This is a genomic window from Microbacterium sp. CIAB417, from assembly GCF_022788845.1.
In genome coordinates, this window is sequence record NZ_JAHZUT010000009.1 from 105589 (window position 1) to 125076 (window position 19488).

Annotated in this window: 15 protein-coding genes; 6 read left to right on the forward strand and 9 right to left on the reverse strand. The window is 68.0% G+C overall.

All coding sequences use genetic code 11. The features are described from left to right. Window positions 1-36 precede the first annotated feature (36 nt). Window positions 37-1167: a low temperature requirement protein A gene (locus KYX17_RS27165; protein ID WP_249224293.1), complete on the reverse strand. Its 1131-nt coding sequence runs from the start codon at window positions 1165-1167 to the stop codon at window positions 37-39. Between the two features lie 349 nt (window positions 1168-1516). On the opposite strand from KYX17_RS27165, the gene KYX17_RS27170 reads away from it, so the two are divergent. The 3 genes from KYX17_RS27170 (at window position 1517) to KYX17_RS27180 (ending at window position 5395) form a co-directional block, all read left to right on the forward strand. Beyond that, window positions 1517-3052, forward strand: a complete 1536-nt coding sequence (locus KYX17_RS27170; RefSeq protein WP_243231852.1) for a sugar transferase — start codon at window positions 1517-1519, stop codon at window positions 3050-3052. 4 nt (window positions 3053-3056) lie between these two features. Further along, window positions 3057-4253, forward strand: a complete 1197-nt coding sequence (locus KYX17_RS27175; protein WP_243231853.1) for a DUF1972 domain-containing protein — start codon at window positions 3057-3059, stop codon at window positions 4251-4253. Between the two features lie 65 nt (window positions 4254-4318). Further along, window positions 4319-5395, forward strand: a complete 1077-nt coding sequence (locus tag KYX17_RS27180) for a glycosyltransferase family 4 protein (RefSeq protein WP_243231854.1) — start codon at window positions 4319-4321, stop codon at window positions 5393-5395. 10 nt (window positions 5396-5405) lie between these two features. On the opposite strand, the gene KYX17_RS27185 is transcribed toward KYX17_RS27180, so the two are convergent. Beyond that, window positions 5406-6020: a hypothetical protein gene (locus KYX17_RS27185; protein ID WP_243231855.1), complete on the reverse strand. Its 615-nt coding sequence runs from the start codon at window positions 6018-6020 to the stop codon at window positions 5406-5408. A gap of 74 nt (window positions 6021-6094) precedes the next feature. Between KYX17_RS27185 and KYX17_RS27190 the strand changes: the two genes are divergently transcribed. From KYX17_RS27190 to KYX17_RS27200, 3 genes are read left to right on the forward strand one after another with little or no spacing between them, the layout of a single operon-like run. Beyond that, the gene (locus KYX17_RS27190) at window positions 6095-7504 is read left to right on the forward strand and encodes a polysaccharide biosynthesis tyrosine autokinase (RefSeq protein ID WP_243231856.1); all 1410 of its coding nucleotides are present in this window, start codon (window positions 6095-6097) and stop codon (window positions 7502-7504) included. Window positions 7505-7509: 5 nt separating this feature from the next. Beyond that, on the forward strand, window positions 7510-8817 hold the full coding sequence (locus tag KYX17_RS27195; protein ID WP_243231857.1) for a hypothetical protein: 1308 nt from the start codon (window positions 7510-7512) through the stop codon (window positions 8815-8817). Between the two features lie 29 nt (window positions 8818-8846). Then, entirely contained in the window at window positions 8847-9824 is a 978-nt protein-coding gene (locus KYX17_RS27200) for an acyltransferase family protein (RefSeq protein ID WP_243231858.1), read from the forward strand. 3 nt (window positions 9825-9827) lie between these two features. On the opposite strand, the gene KYX17_RS27205 is transcribed toward KYX17_RS27200, so the two are convergent. The 7 genes from KYX17_RS27205 to KYX17_RS27235 form a co-directional block, all read right to left on the reverse strand. Continuing rightward, window positions 9828-11153: an oligosaccharide flippase family protein gene (locus KYX17_RS27205; protein ID WP_243231859.1), complete on the reverse strand. Its 1326-nt coding sequence runs from the start codon at window positions 11151-11153 to the stop codon at window positions 9828-9830. Continuing rightward, entirely contained in the window at window positions 11150-12241 is a 1092-nt protein-coding gene (locus KYX17_RS32395) for a glycosyltransferase (protein WP_243231863.1), read from the reverse strand. Before KYX17_RS32395 ends, KYX17_RS27205 begins: the two co-directional genes overlap by 4 nt. A 7-nt stretch (window positions 12242-12248) precedes the next feature. Next, window positions 12249-15899: a PKD domain-containing protein gene (locus KYX17_RS27215; protein ID WP_243231865.1), complete on the reverse strand. Its 3651-nt coding sequence runs from the start codon at window positions 15897-15899 to the stop codon at window positions 12249-12251. Window positions 15900-16055: 156 nt separating this feature from the next. Further along, complete coding sequence (locus tag KYX17_RS27220) at window positions 16056-16706, reverse strand: hypothetical protein (RefSeq protein ID WP_243231866.1); 651 nt, start codon at window positions 16704-16706, stop codon at window positions 16056-16058. Beyond that, a complete protein-coding gene (locus KYX17_RS27225) occupies window positions 16699-17631 on the reverse strand; it encodes a glycosyltransferase family 2 protein (RefSeq protein WP_243231868.1) in 933 nt (310 codons plus the stop codon). Before KYX17_RS27225 ends, KYX17_RS27220 begins: the two co-directional genes overlap by 8 nt. 1 nt (window position 17632) lies before the next feature. After that, entirely contained in the window at window positions 17633-18361 is a 729-nt protein-coding gene (locus KYX17_RS27230) for a CDP-alcohol phosphatidyltransferase family protein (RefSeq protein WP_243231870.1), read from the reverse strand. A gap of 48 nt (window positions 18362-18409) precedes the next feature. After that, entirely contained in the window at window positions 18410-19378 is a 969-nt protein-coding gene (locus KYX17_RS27235; protein WP_243231871.1) for a glycosyltransferase family 2 protein, read from the reverse strand. Between the last annotated feature and the right edge of the window lie 110 nt (window positions 19379-19488).

A 19488-nucleotide genomic window follows, 5' to 3' on the forward strand; every position in this document is an offset into this window, starting at 1 on the left:
AGTCGATCAGGAGCCTTTGGTCGGCCTATGCGCCGGTTATGTGTCCGTGTCCGTGTCCGTGACCGGCGGGCGGATCACCAGGACGGCGACGATCACGGCGAGGATCACGGCGGTCAGGGTGACGGGGATCGGCAGCACCGGATCCAGCAGCACGAGCGCCGCACCGACCGGCACGACGGTGTTGACGACCCGGTCCGCGTTCTCGCGGATCGCGATCCACCAGACTCCGAGCAGGAACACCGCGATCGGCACCGTGACGGTGAACGAGGCGGCGATGCCGGGCAGTTCGCTGTGATGGGTCAGCACGTCGATCTCGACTTCGATCCCGGCCGAGAACGCCGCGGCGGCCGCGAACACGAAGTAGTGCGTGTAGCCGTAGCGCAGAGACCGACCGAGCGACGTGATGGCCCGGTGGTGCGGCGGCCAGAAGTAGATCCACCACAGCGCGGCCGTGGCGATGAGCGTGAGCGCCGCGATCGCGATGAGCGGGCCGAGAGACTCGACCTCCTGCAGCGCCTCCACGATCGCATTGGCGGACGCGAGCAGACTCTCGCCCAGCACGATCAGCGTGAACAGGCCGTAGCGCTCGGTGATGTGATGCGGGTGCCACGGCGTCTGGACGCGGTGCTCGGCGAACACCGGGACCATCACCTCGACGAGCGCGAACAGCACGAAGGCGGGGATCTGGAACGACGCGGGGATGAAGAGGAGCGCCACCCACAGCAGCTGCACGACCCCGATTCCGAGGGCGTATCGCCGGGTCGCGGGCTGCAGCGGTCCGGTGGATGCGCGCAGCCACTGCGCGATCATCGCCACCCGCATCACGATGTATCCGAGAACGGGGAACGTGAAGTCGCCGTGCTCGAAGGCCGCGGGAATCCCGGCGGCAAGGATCAACACACCGCCCATCTGCACGAACGTCAGGACGCGGTACAGCCAGTCGTCGGTGTCGAACGACGTCGCGAACCAGGTGAAGTTCATCCACGCCCACCAGATCGCGAAGAAGATCATGGCGTACGAAACGAGCCCGTGGACGAACTCGCCGGCGCTGAGCGCGTGATGCAGTTGCGCCGACGCGATGCTGACGGCGACCACGAAGACGAGGTCGAAGAAGAGCTCGAGCGTGCTCGCCGTGCGATGCGGCTGGTGCGGATCCCGGGGCAGCATGCGCGTGAGCCGGAGTCGGGATGCGGGGTTCGGAGCGGTCACGGGATCAGCGTAGGACACGGCCCCGGCACCTCTCGCGGAACCCGTTTCGTCCATTCGGATGAAATATCTTCCGCTGACGGCGACCATCCGCTAGAGTGAGCGCAGTTCGCAGTGCCTGCTGCGTATGGATGCCGCCTGGGAACGGCATCCGGAACTTCGAGACGTGGGGTCTCGGAGTGCAGCAGGATCCCGAGGGGTCGGGAAGCGGACGAACCCGCGAGCACACGCTGGCGGACTGGGGAAACACTGGGGAAATCATGGCGCACTGGGGAATTCTGCGTTCATTCCGTGCTCGGGGAGTCCGGGCATGACGTCCGTCGAGGACGCGGTCGGGCTCACGCGCACGACGCAGGCCTTCGTGCCCGTCGCCGCGCCGCGTGCCGTCAAGACCGCATCGCACACGGTCGTCACGCCGCGGGTGTCGCCGACGCTCGAACGCCGCCAGCTGTGGGAGCGGCGGTATCGGATGCGGCTGCGCCTGACGGATGCCGCGGTCATCGTCACCGCGACATCGCTGACCGCCGCCGAGCAGCTGCTGGTGCTCGGCCTGCCGGTCGACGTCGTCGCCCGCGACGGCGTGCTGCTGATCGCGGTGTGGTTCCTGATGCTCAGCGCGCTGAGCACGCGTGCCGCGGGGGTGTTCGGCTCCGGGGCAGCCGAGTACCGTCGCGTCGCGCATGCCAGCGGGCTGGCGTTCGGGCTGCTCGCGATCATCGGCGTGCTGCTGGAGTGGGCGGGCCTGCGTCCGCTCCTGCTCATCGCGCTGCCGCTGGGGATGCTGGGGCTCATCCTCGCGCGGTGGTTCTGGCGCAAGTGGCTGCTGCGCCGCAGGCACGACGGGCAGTACGCGTCTCGTACCCTCGTGGCGGGCGACGCCGATGACGTCGAGTACGTCATCGACGCGCTCCGCCGCGGCGGGGAGACCGGCTATCACGTCGTCGGGGCGACGCTGTTCGACCGGAACGCGGCCGAGCTCAGCGTCGACGGGGGTCGGTACGCCGTGCTCGGCAACGTCAACACGGTCGCGACCGTGGCGACGCAGCTCAGTGCGGACACGATCATCGTGGCGAGCCGTCCGGATGGGGATCCGGACTTCGTCAAGCAGCTGGGCTGGCAGCTGGAGGGCACGGCGGCCGAGCTGGTGCTCTCCAGCCGCCTGACCGACGTCGCCGGCCCCCGGGTCTCGCTGCGGCAGGTGGAGGGCCTGCCGCTGATCCAGGTGAAGATCCCGACGTACGAAGGCGGCCTGCACGTGCTCAAGCGTCTGCTCGACGTCGCCGTCGCCGCGATCGCGCTCGTCCCGATCGCCCTGATGGCGCCGCTTCTGGCGCTCATCATCAAGCTGGACTCCCCCGGGCCGGTGTTCTTCTTCCAGGAGCGGGTCGGGCGGGACGGAAGGACGTTCCGGATGGTGAAGTTCCGGTCGATGCGGACGGATGCCGAGCAGCGGCTTGCGGAACTCAAAGAGCAGAACGAGGGCGCCGGCGTCCTGTTCAAGATGAAGGACGACCCCCGCGTCACCCGCGTGGGCAAGGTGCTGCGCAAGCTCTCGCTCGACGAGCTCCCGCAGTTCTGGAACGTGCTGGTGGGCGACATGAGCGTCGTCGGCCCGCGCCCGCCGCTGCCCAGCGAGGTCACCGCGTACGACGGCACCGTCTACCGACGGCTGTACATCAAGCCCGGCATCACGGGCCTCTGGCAGGTGTCCGGACGCAGCGATCTGTCATGGGACGAGAGCGTGCGCCTCGACCTGCGGTACGTGGAGAACTGGTCCGTCATGAACGATCTGCAGATCATGTGGCGCACGGCCAAGGTCATGGCGCGACCGAGCGGAGCATACTGAGCACATGAGGAGTGGGGACGCCCTCACCATCGCGATGGTGGGGACTCGCGGGGTACCCGCGGCATACGGAGGGTTCGAGACGGCGGTCGAGGAGGTCGGTCGTCGGCTCGTGGAGCGCGGCCATCGGGTCGTCGTCTACACGCGAGGCTCCGCGCTGCGCGAGAAGGAGTACCTCGGGATGCAGGTCGTGCACCTGCCCGCGGTCCCCGTCAAGCAGGTCGAGACGCTCAGCCACACGGGTCTGTCGGCGCTGCATCTGGCGCTGCGCCGCAAGCCGGACGCGACGTTCGTCTTCAACGCCGCGAATTCCCCGTTCCTGCCTCTGCTGCGTCTACGCGGAGCGCGCGTGGCGCTGCACATGGACGGGCTGGAGTGGCGCCGGTCGAAATGGGGCGCACGGGGCAAGGCCTACTACCGGTGGGCGGAACAGTTCGGAGTGCGCACGGCGGACGCCCTGATCGCGGACGCCCCCGGCATCGCCGACTACTACCGCCACCAGTTCGGAGTGCCGACCGAGCTGATCCGCTACGGAGCGCCGATCCTGGACACGCTGCCCGAGCGCGGCGTCGCGGAGTTGGACCTCATCCCGCATGGCTACCATCTCGTCGTCGCCCGCTTCGAGCCGGAGAACCACGTGCTCGAGATCGTGGAGGGCTACCGTCGCAGCGCCGCGAAGCTGCCGCTCGTGGTGGTGGGTTCCGCGCCGTACAGCGCCGAGTACACCCGCGCCATCGACGCGGCCGCAGACGGCGACGATCGCATCCGCCTCGTCGGAGGTGTCTACGACCAGGAGCTCCTCGACGCTCTCTACGCGCATGCGGCCTCGTATCTGCACGGTCACTCGGTGGGCGGCACCAATCCGTCGCTGCTGCGTGCGATGGGGGCGGGGACCGCAGTGATCGCCTACGACGTGCCGTTCAACCGGGAGGTGCTGGACGATCGGGGCTGGTTCTTCACCGACGCCGACGACGTCGCGGCGCAGCTCGCCGAGGCCGAGGCGGATGCCGAGGCGCTCGTCGAGATCGGTGCCGGAGTTCGCGAACGGGCCCGAGAGCAGTTCCGCTGGGACGACGTGGCAGCCGCGTACGAGGCGCTGGCGCGTCGGCTCGCGGACGGCGCCACCATCCATGGATCGGCGCGCCGGGCGAGGCGCCGGACGGATGAGTGGGAGCCGGACGACGTCAGGGCGTCTCTCTCATGACGTCGTCACCGCGGCCGACCGTCTTGCTCGCTCATCCGGGCGCGGAGATGTTCGGTTCGGACCGCATGCTCCTCGAAAGCGCGACCGGGTTGGTGGATGCGGGCGCGAGAGTGGTCGTCGCCCTGCCGGAGAGGGGGATGCTCGTCGCATCGCTTCGCGCGATCGGGGCGGAGGTGGTGATCGTCCCGATGCTCGTCCTACGCAAGACCCTGCTGTCGGTCCGGGGGCTGCCTGTCCTGCTGCGCGACCTTCTCCGGGGGTGGGGCGCGGCGTGGCGACTGCTCAGACGCATCCGACCCGACGTGGTGTACGTGTCGACGATCATCGTGCCGCAGTGGCCCCTCGTGTCACGGCTGCTTCGGATCCGAGCCGTCAGCCACGTACACGAAGCCGAGGCGTCAGCGCACCGACTGATCAACGCCGTCCTCTACCTCCCGCATCTGGCCTCGCGGCGCGTTCTGGTGAACAGCCGGTTCAGCCTGGAGACGATTCGCGCCGCACTGCCGCCGCTCGCCCGACGCGCAGAAGTGGTCTACAACGGGGTCGCCTCACCCCAGAGCCCGCCTGAGCCGCGCGAGCTGCTCGACGGGCCCCTGCGCGTCCTCTTCGTCGGACGTCTCTCCCCGCGCAAGGGACCGGACCTCGTCATCGACGCCGCAGCCGCCCTGAAGTCGCGGGGCGAAGACGTCAGGGTGACGCTCCTGGGCGCCGCATTCACGGGATACGAGTGGTTCGAGGACGCCTTGCACGACAAGGCCCGCGTGTCCGGGGTCGACGTACGATTCGCCGGATTCCACGCGGAGATCTGGCCGTTCCTCGCCGACACGGACGTACTCGTCGTGCCCTCCAGGGTGGACGAGCCGTTCGGCAACACCGCTGTCGAGGGCATCCTGGCCCGACGCCCCGTCATCGCAAGTGACAGCAGCGGTCTACGAGAGGCCGCCGGCGGCTACCGCACCGCCTGGCTCACCCCCGCGGGAGATGCCGCAGAGATCGCCGCAGCGTTGGAGCGGATCTCGGCGCGGTGGCCCGAGGTCGCAGACGGCGTCGACGACAGCCGCGCCGCCGCGCTGAAACGGCACTCGCCGACGAGCTATCGCAACGCGGTCCGGAGGATGGTCCTGGATGCGCCAGACGTTTGACGGCCCGGACTTATCGGAGACCACCACCGGAGGCCGAGGCCGTGAACGCGCGCGCGAACATTCCGACGGCGTCCTCGATGGACCGGTACACCACGGAATGCCGCTGCGTCTCACCGATGTGCGCATCGGGGATCGCGATACCGAAACGCGCCGAACGCGTCGTCCATCGTCCGCGATGCACGGGCGGGAGCGTCACACGGCCTCTTCGGGCGTTCATCATCTCGGCGAGTCCCGCCAGCGTGGACGGTCGTTCGGTCTCGCTGAGAGCCTTCGCACTGTGCGCCGCTTCGACCAGCGTGAAGGTTCGCGTGCGAGCCTCGGGCGACCGGACCGCGACCGCGGAGCGTTCGCTCGGCGATGCGGTCAGAATCAGGTCCGCCCGGCCGATGAGATCTGTGTCGAGCCGCCGCACCACGTGCTGCTGCACGAAGCGGGAGCCGTCCGGCAGCGCAGTGATGCGCTGCCGGGTGAAACGGCAGAGCGCGTCTCCCGCGCGAGCGGCGACCCCGGCGCTCTCGACCAGAAGCCCGGGAAGCTCTCGTCCGAGCAGGAAAGCGGCGAACGGGGAACGACAGACGTTGGCCGCGCACACGATCAGCACGGTCCCGTCGACAGATGCAGACACGGCGATCGCTCCGGCTCGGCTAGACTCACGTCAGGGGCAGCCTTCATGATAGTGCTCCTGCGGGGGTGGGGATCATGACAGTCGGCGACTACGCCCGCGCGGTGCTTCGGAGTTGGCTGGTGGTGGTCGTTCTGGCCGTACTCGGCGCGACAGGCGGTTTCGTGCTCGCGAAGCTGACCCCCGAGACGTACAGTTCGACCGGAGCGCTCCTCGTCACCAGCGACCGCGGGGAGAGCACATCCGAGCTCGTCCAGGGAAGCGCCTACGTCCAGGATCTGGTCGCGACCTACGTCCTCCTGGCGCGATCCGAACTCGTACTCCAGCCGGTCATCGACGAACTCGAGCTCGACACGACTCCGCGCGCTCTCGCTTCGACGATCACTGCGTCGTCTCCGCTCAATTCGGTCGTGATCGAGGTGAGCGCCACGAGCAGGTCGCCGCGCCTCGCGCAGGAGATCACGTCAGCGGTGATGGCGAGCCTTGCGGTTGTCGTCACCAATGACGTCGCACCCTTGGATGCGAACGGCAACCCCACCGTTCGCCTGACCGTCATCGAGAATGCGAACGAACCGCGCTTCGCCGTCTCGCCGAGCACCCGGAACTACGTCCTCATCGGCGGCCTGATCGGACTTGCGCTGGGCATCGCCTTCAGCGTGCTGCGCGCCTTCGCCTGGCAGACGGTCCGCGACCGTGGCGACGTCCAGCGATTGACGACGGTCCCGGTGCTCGGCGAGGTCGTGGAGACGCGGCGCGGAACGACGCTTCCTGCGGCGATCCTGAACAACCCGCTCGGCATCGAGGCGGAGTCCGTCCGCGCCGTCGCCGCGAACCTCAACTTCCTCAAGGTGGACGGCGGCCTCCGATCGATCGTCGTGACATCGGCGGCCTCTGGCGAGGCCAAGAGTTCGCTGGTGATCGCGCTCGGCCTGATGATCGCCGAATCCTCCAAAAGGGTTCTCCTCGTCGACGCCGACCTCCGCAGCCCGTCGCTGGCCGAGTACACCCAACTCGACGGCGGCCTCGGTCTCACCAATGTGCTCATCGGCGAGTCCTCCCTGGCTGAGGCCGCCCAGGATTGGGGTACCGATGGCCTGTCGGTGCTCACCAGCGGCGCGAGCGCTCCGAACCCCAGTCAGCTGCTGACCAGTCAGCGGATGACCGACCTGCTGGCGGAAGCGCGCAAGGAGTTCGACTTCGTTCTCATCGACTGCGCTCCCCTGCTCGCTGTCACCGATGCGACGTGGCTGGGCAATCAGACGGACGGTGCCGTGCTCGCCGTGCTGTACAACAAGACCACCATGCGCGGGCTCGAGAAGGTCCTTCACGCAGCGGAGGTGGGCGGGCTCTCTCTGCTGGGATCCGTGCTGACGCGAGTTCCACGGCGCGGCGTGAGTCGCTACGGTGTGGGCAGCTACGGAACCCAGCCGGCGCAGGACCCGACCGGCCTCACCCAGCGCCTGCGCCGACGCGGGCGCGCCCGGTAGCTGCGATGTCTCTGTCGGTCCTGCCCGGGCTGCAGCCCGATACCCCCCGCAATGAGACGCGGACGCGGCTGGCGCAGGCCGCGGCGCTTGTCGTCACCTTCCTGATCGGGATGCGGATCGACGTGGACTACGGTCTCACGATCGGCGGCGTGGCCGCCGTCGCGCTCGCGCCGGTGTGGTTCGGAACGCTGCTGCGAAGCGCGTGGAGCCGTGCGCTCGTGGCGCTCGCGCTCACGGCAGCGCTGGCGGGCGTGCTGCTGACGACCCTCAATGCCGCCGATCACTCCGCGGTGACGGCGAACCTCATCGAGCGGTCGATCGAAGTCGTCCAGCTCGGCGTCCTCGTGGCTTTCCTGGTATGGGCCTACCGAGTGACCTCAGTGGCACGGGTCTGCGTCGCCTTCGCGTCAGGCCTCGCCGCAGCGATCCCCCTGCATTTCAGCGCAGACCCGAACGTCTGGCGCTTCACGCTCTCGATCCCCCTCGGCGTTCTGGTCCTCGCCATCTGTTCGCTGACCGACCGGCTCATCGTCACGCTCACCGCCGTGGTCGCACTCGCCGCTGTCGGACTCGTCAACGACTCCCGCTCGAACTCAGCCTTCCTGCTTCTGACCGGGGTGGTGATCCTGTGGCAACGTCTCTCCGTCGCCGGCTCCCGCCGAGCACGAGGATGGGGCGGCATACTCTCGCTGCTCGCGGCCGGCCTGGCACTCGCACTGCTCCTGCAGGGTGCCATCCTCGAAGGCTACTTCGGCGAGGTGACCCGCACGCGCACGGCGGAGCAGATCGAACGCGGCGGAAGCGTGATCGTCGGTGGACGCCCCGAGATCGCGGCGAGTCTCGCGCTGATCTCGCGATATCCCTGGGGCCTCGGGTCGGGTCTCCGAGCGAACTATGACGATGTTCTGGCCGCCAAGACGGCGATGTCCGAGATCGGCTACGACCCCGACAACGGCTACGTCGAGCGGTTCATGTTCGGCGCGGGAATCGAACTGCACTCCGTCATCGGAGACCTCTGGATCTGGTTCGGACTCGTGGGCGTCGCGCTCGTCGCCCTCGTGCTCGTGCTGCTCATCCTCGCGACCAAGCGCGGATACGCGGCGGGCGCTCTCACGCCCCTCCTGGTCTATCTCATCCTGCGCGCCCTGTGGGATCTGCCCTTCAGTCCGTTCGATTCCGCGATGCGTCTCTGGCCGCTCACTCTCGCGCTGTCCATCGCCTATGCGACGTGCCGGTTCTCTCGGCCCCGCGCCGATCTGCACGTCCTGATCCCTGTTCTCGCCGCGCAGCCGTACCGGGAGAGCCATCGGTGAATCACGCCACGAAACCGCGGATCAATTGGGTGGATGCCGGGCGAGGCCTGGCGATCGCACTCGTCGTGCTCTTCCACTCCACGAACTGGTTGGGCGAGGCGGGACTCGACGTCGTCGGGTGGCAGGTCTTCGACGACACGATCGCTTCGATCCGGCTCCCTCTCTTCTTCACGATGTCCGGCCTGTTCGCCGTGAAATGGATGCGCGCGAGCTGGCGCGACCTCTGGCGCGCGAAGATCTCGCTCTTCGTATGGGTCTTCGCACTCTGGAGCGTGATCGCGACGTTCTCCTTCATGCTCGGCCTGAATCTCCAGGGCGCAGAGGGGAACTACCTCGGCCAGCTGAAGGACCTTCTCTGGGCACCGTTGCTCCCGCGTTTCGAACTGTGGTTCATCTGGGCGCTGGCGCTGTTCTTCGTGGTGGCGAAGCTCATCCGCCGGCTTCCCGTCGTGGTCCAGCTCGGCGTCACCGGCATCCTCTCCGTCGTCGCGCTCTCCGATCTCCTGATCGGCAACGCCGGGTGGGTCGGCAGCGCGAAGTACTTCTTCTTCTTCCTCTGCGGCATCCTCCTGCGCGATCGGATCATCGGATGGAGCACCAGCGCTCGCCCGCTGACGCTCGTCGTCTGTTTCGTCGCCTGGGTCGTGCTGGCCGTGTCCGGGACCGTATTCGCGCTGAGCGCGGTTCCCGGCTATTACTTCCTCTGCTGCATCGCCGGGGTCTTCGGCGGGGTGGCGGTCAGCCATGTTCTGGCGAAGATTCCCGGTCCGCGGTTTCTGGGCACGCGTACGCTGCCGGTCTATCTGACGCATACGACGGTGATCCTCGTCCTCGTCTGGATCCTGTGGTGGACCCTTCCGCTCGAGGATCTCAGCGGACTCGGAACCGTGCTGCCTCCCGTCATCGCAGCGGCGGCCATCGCGACTTCCCTCTGGATCAGCCGAGTCGTCGCGACCCGGCCCGTCCTGCGTCACCTCTACGAGCAGCCCGCGTGGTTCGCTCGCTGAGATTCACACCGCGACGGCGTCCGACTGCAGATTCGCGCGGCGTCGACGTCGAAGATCGACCCGGACGTAGATCAGATTCGGGACCACCTGGCATACGGCCACCGCGACGCAGACCGCGGCAAGGTTGCCCGCCGCACCCATCGACGGTACGAGCAGCAGCGAGCCGGCCCACACGATCGGGATCATCGCGATCGTCGGCAGGACCTGGAACCGCAGACCGGCGAGATCCGTCATGTACATGCCGACGGGGTACTTGGCGGATTGCAGAGCGACGAACACGACGAACGCGGCGATCAGCATCCATGGCAGCTGCAGCGCACCATCGGAGATGACAGCCGCCAGCCACGGCGAGATCACGGCCATGCCGCCCGCGATCACCAGTCCACCGGCGAGGAACCACACGGTCGGGACCCACGGGGTCTCGATCCGGCCCGATGCTCGGGCGCGGGCGAAGACCGGCCACAGCGCGACACCTGCGGCGGAGACCGTCTGCAAGGCGATGCCGAAGATCTGATAACCGAGGTTGTACGCAGCCAGTTCCGTGACGCCGCCCAGGTGGCTGACCAGGATGCGCCCGGTCTGCATCGCCACGGGCAGGGCAAGAAGCTGTACGAGCATCGGCCAGGCCATGTTGATCACCGGGACCCCTGGCGCCTGGCGGATCCGAGGGAGCTCCCTCACCAGCAGACCGAACTGCGGTGAGATGAGCCGCGCGGCGACCGCGAGGGCGACGCCGGCCACGGCGGTGGACGCGAGGTAGGTCGCGACCGCGAGATACTGATCCGCCGGGATGCCGAAAAGCACGCAGGCTCCGATCATCACGAAGATCAAGGGAGCCGTGATCACCTGCGTGGCGATCTGCGTCGTGTTGCGGCCCAGTCCGATGAGGATTCGCGGTCCCAGCGTCAAGGGCAGCGCCAGTCCGAAGAGCGCCAGGCAGATGCCGGCGACGATGTTCCCGCCGGGAAGAAGGCCTTCCCCGAGGATCAGCGGCCACGCCTCGAGCAGCGTGAGCAGGAATGCGACGGCGACGATCACAGCACCCGCGAGCATCAGCAGTCGAACGGTGCTGACGAGAGCCCGCCGCATCTTCGCATCACGCCGCGGATCATCCGACTCGGCGACGGCGTTGATCACCACGGCGGCGAGTCCGAGATCGGCGAACGGCAGAAGTGTCGGCAGGCTGGCGAGCAGTCCGTACTGGGCATACGCTTCGACCCCGTACCCCTGGATGATGAGACGGCTCGTCACCAGGCCGACGAGACCGGTCAGTCCCATGACGGCGACCTTCACGACGGCCGCTGAGCCGACGTTGCGCCACATGCTCATCCCCCGGTCTCCCCGGTCAGGATCCAGTGCTCGGCATCCGCTCTCCCGTCGCGCGGCGGCAGATCCGCGACGATGTCCGCAGGAGAACGAGTGCTCAGCAGAGCGGTCTGAATCGCCTGAGCGAATTCGCTCGCGTCCGAAGGGTCCTCGATCACCGCGTGCCCGTGCTCCTCAAGCCATCGGGCGAGCCCCGTCTCGGACGTCGTCGCGATGAGGCAGCCCCTGCCGAGCGCCTCGACGATGGGCAGCCCCACCTGTTCCCGCCATCGCGGCCGCGGCTGCGACGCGAACGCGAGCACCTTGGTCTGGGCGAGCAGAGCGAAGATCCGCGCACGAGGGGGATCGATCTCCACCGTGACGGCGTCGTCGCGTGCCGCCAGGTCATGCGCCTCCGTTTCCCCCCCTCCTTTTCCGATCAGCACGAGTCGCGCCCCGGGCACCGCGCTCTTCACCTCCGGCCAGGCGCGGAGCAGCAGCGGGAAACCCTTGCGTTCCGAGAACTCACCCAGGAAGGTCACCGTACGCTCGCGCGGGGTCGAGCCAGCCTGCGCGATATCGGCCACCGGCAGAGCAGGGATGAGCCGCTGATCCGCACGCGAGGCACCGAGAAGCCGGGTGTACAGGTTCTGCGACTGAGATGTCCCGTACGCCACGCGATCGAGCATCGACCACACGCGCCGCACGAACAGGCGTTGCGCCCGCCATTTCATGCGCGTCCGCGACGGCAGCGTCTCGAAGCCGTCCCGAGGGTCCTTGTTCTCGATCGCGTAGGTGACGATCATCGGTCGCGCGCCGCGAAATCCTGCTCGGACGCGCGCGCCCACGATCGCGGCGAACGACCGCGGCGCCGCGCGGACGAGCAGCGGTTCCGCCACCTCGAGCACGTCGATGTGATTTCGCAGCGTGTACCAGAACGCGCCGAGCAGACCGGTGCGGCGGGCCCCGGTCTGCTCGGCGAGGCGGGCATCGAAGTCGTATCGCCGTTCGGAGTAGAGGACCGTCGTCGGAGATCCCGACCGCAGAATGCGCTCGAAATGGGCCGTCCGGGCGACGTCGTACACCTGAACGTGCTGAAGAGGGCGGATCACGAGCCGGTCAGTTCGGGTCGGTGACGGTCACCGAATGGAACGACACCTTCCCCCCGGCGACGTTGTTCGGCACGTACGTGAACAGGGAGACCGCTCCGGGTGCCTGCAGGTCGGCCTGCGCGTTGGTGCCCTCGCGCTGCCATGCCGGCTCGGCCTCGGACTGCTTCCACGCCTTGGCCTTGATGGTTGTCGGGCTGGTGCCGGTGACTTCCATGCTCAGCACATACGGCACACCGGGCTCGATGGTCAGAGGCAGCAGGACCGACGGCGTGATCGAGGTGGCGCCGTCCTGGAGGAGATACATCCTCACACCGCCATCCGCCTGAAGCCGCAGCCGCGCGATGTAGTTGTACGCCCCTGTCCGGCGGCCGACGACAGCGACGTACTGCCCCTCGGTGAGCGCATCGACGCTGAACACGGCGTCCACTCGCGTGCTCGTGCTGGACACGCCGTTCAGGTCCGCATAGACGGTCTGCGCCGTCGCCGCCGGGATGGTCATGGTCCCCGCGCCGTCCGCGACCGCGAATCGGCTCGCCGTGCCGCGCAGGGTCCAGGCCCCGCCGACATCCGCGGTACCCCATCCGTTGGACACCGTGCGATCGAAGTCGTCGCTCGCGAGCAGCCCCGCGCCGATCTCCGCCACGACCACCTCGTGGGTGTCCGTCCCGGTCGCACCTTCGTCATCCGTGACGGTCAGTGTGATGGTGTACGTGCCTTCGGAGGCGTAGTCGTGCGTCGCCGAAGCTCCGGAAGCTGTCCCGCCATCGCCGAAGTCCCAGGCATACGACGCGATCGAGCCGTCCGGGTCGTTCGACGCGGAGCCGTTGACGGTGACCGACAATCCGTCAACAACCGGTGATCCGATGTCGGCGATCGGCGCCTGATTGGGCACCGGGGCCACGGTGACCTCCGTGGTCTTGCTGCCGGTCGCGCCCTCGTCATCGGTGACGGTCAGCGTGATCGTGTACGTGCCGGCCGTGTCGTAGGTGTTGGTCGCGGTCGCTCCCGTAGCCGTCGTGCCGTCGCCGAAGTCCCAGGCGTAGGACGCGATGGTGCCGTCCGGGTCGGAACCGCTGCCGGTCACGGACACCTCGAGCCCGTTGACGACAGGAGCGGCGATCGACGCCGTCGGCGGGGCGTTCGGGATCGTCGCGGTGGTGCCGACCGTGTAGTGGGATGCGACCCGCTGCGGGGACAGCGCCCCGGAGTAGACCGCGACCTCGTCCACGGTGCCTTCGAACTGTGCGCTCGACGGCGCACTCGGCCAGCCGCTGAGGGTGTCGTTGCCCACCCGCCAGTATCCGTCATAGGCCTGGCCGTACGTGGTGTCGGCTCGCTGTGCGGCGAGCTCCCCATCGACGTACAGACGCATCCCGTCAGCGCCGAGCGTGGCGACGACGTGGTGCCAGTCGCCGTCGCGGTAGGTCTCCGTGGTGTTGATCGTCCGCACTTCGCCTGGATAGACGCCGAAGTACAGCTGCCCGGAGTTGTTCATGTAGACGTGGCGATCGTAGGAGCTCGAGGAACCGGTCTGGGCGCTGCCGAAGCCGATGATCTTCCCGCCACTGCTCGTGGTGGTCTTGAACCATGCCTCGACGGAGAAGGAGTTGGGTCCCGTCTCTCGCGTCGAGGAGTACCCGTTCCCGTTGTTCTGGCTCGCGAAGACGCTGTTGTTGAACGTGATCGCCGTGTTCGGATCATCCGTCAGCGCGCCGCTCTGGCCTCGGGACATCCGTCCCGCGAGGTTCAGGTTCGACGTGCCGAAGACGTCGGTCGACGCGCCGCTCGACTCTCCGAGCCGCCACAGGTGCGTGACGCTGTCGCTCGCGATGTCCTGGACGTACGGCGACACGGCGCCTTCGGAAACCGTGGCATTGACCCAGTCCGACTTGAAGCTGTTGCCATACGGGTCGCTCACCACCACACGCATGCGGTGAGTGGACCCTGGTTCGAGTCCGCTCGCGACCGCCGAGAGGGTCTGGTACTGCCAGAAGGGCGTGTCGAGTTCGATCTCCTTCACAAGTCCCGAGGCGTTCTCGGTGTCGAGATAGACGCGGTAGGTCAGGTCAGCGTCATCCCGATCGAAGACGGTGGTGAACGAGGCCCGCAGCGTCCCGGGGATCGTATTGCTGACCTTCGGCGCCCACCACGTGCTGAAGGACTGCCCTGCGTCGTGGGCCTGGCGCTCCTGCTCCTGCGACGGTCGTGGCCCCTCGTCGTTGGGCGCATTCGACTTGACGGTGTATCGCACCAGTCCCTGCTGCGCCGTCCCGTTCACCGAGGTGAACTCGCCGCCATACACGACGTACTGCTGGTTGCCGTCCACGGTCCACACCGCCTGGTTCTTCCCCGTGTACGACCCGGCGGGAGTGTACGGGAACCAGTACAGCAACTGCGGGTGAGCAGTGCCGGGGTGATCCGGGTACCCGTAGGTGTCCGGAGTGTTCACTCCTGCCGCGACTTTGCTCCACGCGGTGGAGTGGTAATACGTCCACCCGCTGTCCACCTGCGGGAATCCACCCGAGTTGGCGCAGTAATGCTTATGCGAGGCGGTGTACACCATTTCACCGACGGATGCGATGTCGTAGGTGTCGCCGTGGCAGTCGTCGATCCAGCCGATCTCGCCATCGGACCAGTCGATGGCGAAGGAGCCCTCGATCGTCCCTGCGCTGCCCCAGTGCCCACCCGTGCCGTAGGCATAGGTGCCGTCCGATGTGAGGGAGAACAGCCAGGCGTTGCCGCCCGCGTTGCGTACGGCCGTGTTGGCGTTGATCGGGATCGCCCGCGAGCCATCCGCGGTGTCGAACATGGCGAGACCGTAACCCTGGGAGTTCCCGTCACGACCGTTCGATGTCGTGTAGGCGACGGTCCCCGCTCCATTGGCGAAGCCGGCGCGGGTGAAGTTGCCGCCGGCGATCAGCCGCGTCCCGTCGCCGTTGACGGTCAGGGCGAGGACCTGGTTGTCGGGGATGGTGGGCTGACGCGTGCCGTTCGTGTCCGTGAACCGCGTCCGGAACCCGGTGACGATGTTGCCGTTGGTCAGCCGGACGGCGCCGAGCCGTGCGCTGGATTCACCGTTGACGGCGCTGAAGTAGCCGCCGACGTAGGCGACCGTGTCCGTGACCGCGACGACCCCGGCCGGACCGTTCAGATCGGGCGTCCTCGAGAGGCTCGCGAGCTGCCCGGTGGCAAGATCGAAGATCGCGATCCGGTTGCGGGTCTGGCCGTTCACCTGGGTGAAGTTGCCGACGACGACGAGCTTCGAGCCGTCCGGTGTGACGGCGACGTCCTTGACGACGGCATTGAAGGTCGGAGCGAAGGGCAGCAGTTCCCCGGTCGTGACGTCGAACGCGAGGAAGTTGCCCCGCGAGACCTGACCGGTGCCCGCCGGTGCGCCTGCGGGACGCGCTGTGCTGAACTCTCCGCCCGCATACGCCACATTTCCCGACACCTCGACGCTCCAGATCACGCCGTCGCCGATCTGCACCGTCGGCAGAGCATCGGCCGAGACCGGTTCCGGCCACTCCTCGCGTGGGAGCTGATCCTCCCAGGGCGCGGCGTTCGCGGCGGTGACGGGGACGAGCGCGAGCATCGCCCCGACAAGCGCGGCAGCGATCACGGCTGCCAGCGGTTTCCGAACTGACGTACTCGTGCGCATGGACGTTCCCCAACTCCCATGAGGCCGTCGAACGGCCTGTCCCCAGTAAAGTGCCGCCTGTTTCCCCGACAGGTCGACTTATTGACTCTAGAACTCCGAGCCTGCGAAGTAAAGCACGAATATGACAAATCGTCCGAAGCGGATCACGCCGGACGGCTAGGACACGGCCCCCTCGAACAGGACGACGGGAACGTCGAGCGAGAGGTCGACCTCGACCACGACGTGCCCCCGAGCGTCCGTCGGCACGCTGAAGGCGTACACCCCTTCCGCGGACGCGCCCGCTTTCACCGAGAGCGGCAGCTCTTCACGAGGGCGCACGAGGATGTTCGCCGGTGTGGCGTCGTCGCCGTAGTACACGTTGACGATGAGGGTGTTGGTCAGCGCTTCACTTTCCCCGAGATTCTCCACCTTCACGGTGATCTCGAGGGCAGGACCGGCCACTTCACCGGGGACCGATGCCTCCCCGGTGATCGCTTCAATGGAGGACAGAGAAACGCGCACGTCCTCGACGGGTTCGATCGACTCGTCGAGCGCCACGGGCGGAGCGGTCTCGCGGGCGCCGTCCGCCGGCGGCTCGTCCGTATCCGACGGCGCAGGGCTCTGACTCGCGGACGGCTCAGGCGACCCGTCCGCGGTCTGCTGAGGCGCCGGACTCTCGGTCGCGCCGCCGCCCGGCTGCGGCGCGCCGGCACCCCATCCCGTCGCGAAGCCGATCACCAGTATCACGGCGACGGCGGCCGCCGCGGCGCCGGCGATCCACCACCAGCGCCGGGTGCTTCGCGCGTCGGCAGGAGCTTCTTCAGTCATCCATGGCCCCCTGCCTGCGTCGTACTGCCTCGGGAACACTGTAGCCCCGGCCGTCGCGGACGCCCCGGAAGGCGGCCCGCAGAGGCTTCCATGGGCGAAGGAACTGTCGACGCCCGCCGCGCAGCAGGACCTCTCGCGCGGACGCCCACGCGCCTCGACGCCACCGTCGCGCGTCGTCCGTATCGAGGTGTTTGGCGGCGAACAGGAGCCGGTTGCGGATGTTGTAGTAGTAATAGCCCTCGGACTTGGCGCGTTGCGGCGCACCCACTCGCTGGGTACCGCCTTCGTCGTGGATGGCCGTCGCCTCCGGCACGACGTACAAGGAGCCGCCCGCCCCCACGATTCGACGGGAGAAGTCCACGTCCTCCCAGTACAGGAAGTAGTCCTCGTCGAAGCCGCCGCTCATGCGCCAAGCGGCGTCGGTGACGAGCAGGCATGCACCGGAGAGCCATTCCCATCGCACCTCGCCCGGACGCTCGAACCGTTTGCGCACGCTTCGGGTCACGCCGTCGGACAGGTACACATCCGCACCGTCGAACCAGACCTTTCCGTCGCTGTCGAGCACGAGGGGCGAGAAGACCGCGTCGCGCTCGGTGGACGCACGCTCCTGAAGGATCCGCACCGACTCGGCCGAGATGGAGGCGTCCGGGTTCAGCAGCAGGATGTCCTCGGCGCCGAGCTGCAACGCGCGCTGCACTCCGAGATTCACGCCCCCGCCGAAGCCGAGGTTCGATTCCGCGGCCACCAGATCCCAGCCCTGGCGCCGGGCGAGCTGGCCGACGTGATCGAGCTCGGCTCTCGATGACCAGTTGTCCACGACGACGACATGATCAGGTCGCACGTCGGTCGCGGTCTTCACGAGGTGTTGTCGCAACAGGCCCGTGGACGCGAAGTTGACCACCACGATGGCGAGGGGCGCGGCCATCTCAGACCGTCCGCATCTCGCGGAACCAGCGGCGCGCCGCCAGGATCAGGAACGCAGACGCAGCCGCAGCGAGCAGCGAGTACACGATGAGGAACGCGTTCGGCCAGCCCCAGAGGACGAACACGAGGCAGACGACGCCGAAGTCGGTCGGCAGCAGCAGGAGGGAGCGGCCGGCGGTGCCACCACCGCGAGCGTGAGTCGATGCGATGCCACGGGAGGCCTTGAGCAGGTCGTTCAGGAGCATCCCGACGAACGTCACGGTCGAGACCGCGGAGAACAGCAGTGGCACGATCAGCCACGGGGTGTCGCGCAGCGGGGTGTGCAGCCAGAGCCCGACCAGCACCGCCAGGTGCAGCACTGACAGCTTCGCCGCGTCGACGAAGTGATCCAGCCACTCCCCGGCCGCACTGCCGCCTCCGGACAGTCGTGCCACCTGACCGTCCGCGGAGTCCCAGGCGTAGCCGCCCGCGAGCAGCAGGGCCACCAGGAATCCCGACCACCATGACGGCGGGAGTGCGACGATGAGCACGATCGCGGCGAGCGTGTGAAGTGCGCTGATGGCGGTGACCTGGTTGGGTGTCCATCCTCGCGCGAACGCGAAGGCGGCGAACACGCGCCCGATCCTCCGATTGACGTAGACCGAGTACGCCGGAGCCCCCCGCGCATGCCCCTTCTGCGCCGCCTTCAGTCCGGCGAAGGCGTCCTGGAACGTCGTTCTCTGCTCCGGCATGCGTGTCCCCTTGTCCCCTGTGTCCGCACCCGTTCTTCCCGAACGCGACTATCGGTCCCCGCCACCACCGTACAACTCCGGCGATCGATTCAGTGCGCCTTCGAGGCTGCCTGTTCCCCGGGCGCACTCGCGACGACCGATCGCGTCAAGACGTTCCGAACGAAGCAGACCACCGGCGATGACTCGAGCGACGCCGCCCGCCCATCGTCCGACGCCGGCGACGACGGCCTTGATCCTCACCCGCGCTCGGGCCGCCGGCGAATCGGCGAGAGCGAGTGCTACCGTCACGCCGACGGTCGCCATACCGCGTGTGCGTCGGAGTGCGTGCTCCCTGGTGCGACGCTGCGCGGGGAGGTGGTCCAGAACTCCCGCCTCCGCGCACCAGACCATGCGGCCGCCGCGGCGATGCAGCTGCGACGTGAACAGGGAGTCCTCGCCACCGCTGCGCGCGAACCGGGGGTCGAACCTCAGCGCTTCGCGACGGACGAAGCGCATGTCGAGCAGCAGATTGTTCGTCGCAGCACGGGCGATCCCGTCCCCTGTTCCGAGCCTGGCGCGATGCGCCCGAGCGAAGAACTCGCCCGCGACGATCCAGGAGTCGAGCGGATCATCTGCGACGGTCCGCACGGGACCGGCGACAGCTTGCGCGTCGTATGTCCGCCAAGCGCTCAGCAGCCTGCTGAGCCACTGCTCGTCCGCGGGCGTCTCATCGTCGTCGATGAAGACGAGGACGTCGGCATCGGCGGACTCGTCGAGCGCACGGTTGCGCACGGCGACGACGCCGCGTTCGGCCTCGACCGCGTAGCGGCACGCGATCGGCGCAGCCCGCGCGACATCCCGAGCGCCAGCCGAAGGGTCGTTGTCGATCACGATGACGTCCACGCGGCCGGCGCGCCCGCTGCGCTGCGCCGCAGCGATCGTGGCCGGCAGCAGCGAAAGCAGCCGCGAGAGATCGTCCGGGCGCTGGAATGTGGGAACGCAGATCGCGACGTTCGGCACCTCCGCTGCAGTCGTCACCGGACACCCTCCCCAGATCGGGCCCCCTTGCGGATGGACAGACTCATCCGGTGCCCTGTATGACTTAGTATTCAACAAGTCGTGCTTCGGGGACAGGCGCGACGAGCCGA

Bases quoted from the DNA above. Each gene is read 5' to 3' on its own strand.
- KYX17_RS27165 (WP_249224293.1), bottom strand. From the start codon at position 1,167: ATGCTGCCCCGGGATCCGCACCAGCCGCATCGCACGGCGAGCACGCTC.
- KYX17_RS27170 (WP_243231852.1), top strand. From the start codon at position 1,517: ATGACGTCCGTCGAGGACGCGGTCGGGCTCACGCGCACGACGCAGGCC.
- KYX17_RS27175 (WP_243231853.1), top strand. From the start codon at position 3,057: ATGAGGAGTGGGGACGCCCTCACCATCGCGATGGTGGGGACTCGCGGG.
- KYX17_RS27180 (WP_243231854.1), top strand. From the start codon at position 4,319: ATGCTCCTCGAAAGCGCGACCGGGTTGGTGGATGCGGGCGCGAGAGTG.
- KYX17_RS27190 (WP_243231856.1), top strand. From the start codon at position 6,095: ATGACAGTCGGCGACTACGCCCGCGCGGTGCTTCGGAGTTGGCTGGTG.
- KYX17_RS27195 (WP_243231857.1), top strand. From the start codon at position 7,510: ATGTCTCTGTCGGTCCTGCCCGGGCTGCAGCCCGATACCCCCCGCAAT.
- KYX17_RS27205 (WP_243231859.1), bottom strand. From the start codon at position 11,153: ATGAGCATGTGGCGCAACGTCGGCTCAGCGGCCGTCGTGAAGGTCGCC.
- KYX17_RS27215 (WP_243231865.1), bottom strand. From the start codon at position 15,899: ATGCGCACGAGTACGTCAGTTCGGAAACCGCTGGCAGCCGTGATCGCT.
- KYX17_RS27220 (WP_243231866.1), bottom strand. From the start codon at position 16,706: ATGACTGAAGAAGCTCCTGCCGACGCGCGAAGCACCCGGCGCTGGTGG.
- KYX17_RS27225 (WP_243231868.1), bottom strand. From the start codon at position 17,631: ATGGCCGCGCCCCTCGCCATCGTGGTGGTCAACTTCGCGTCCACGGGC.
- KYX17_RS27230 (WP_243231870.1), bottom strand. From the start codon at position 18,361: ATGCCGGAGCAGAGAACGACGTTCCAGGACGCCTTCGCCGGACTGAAG.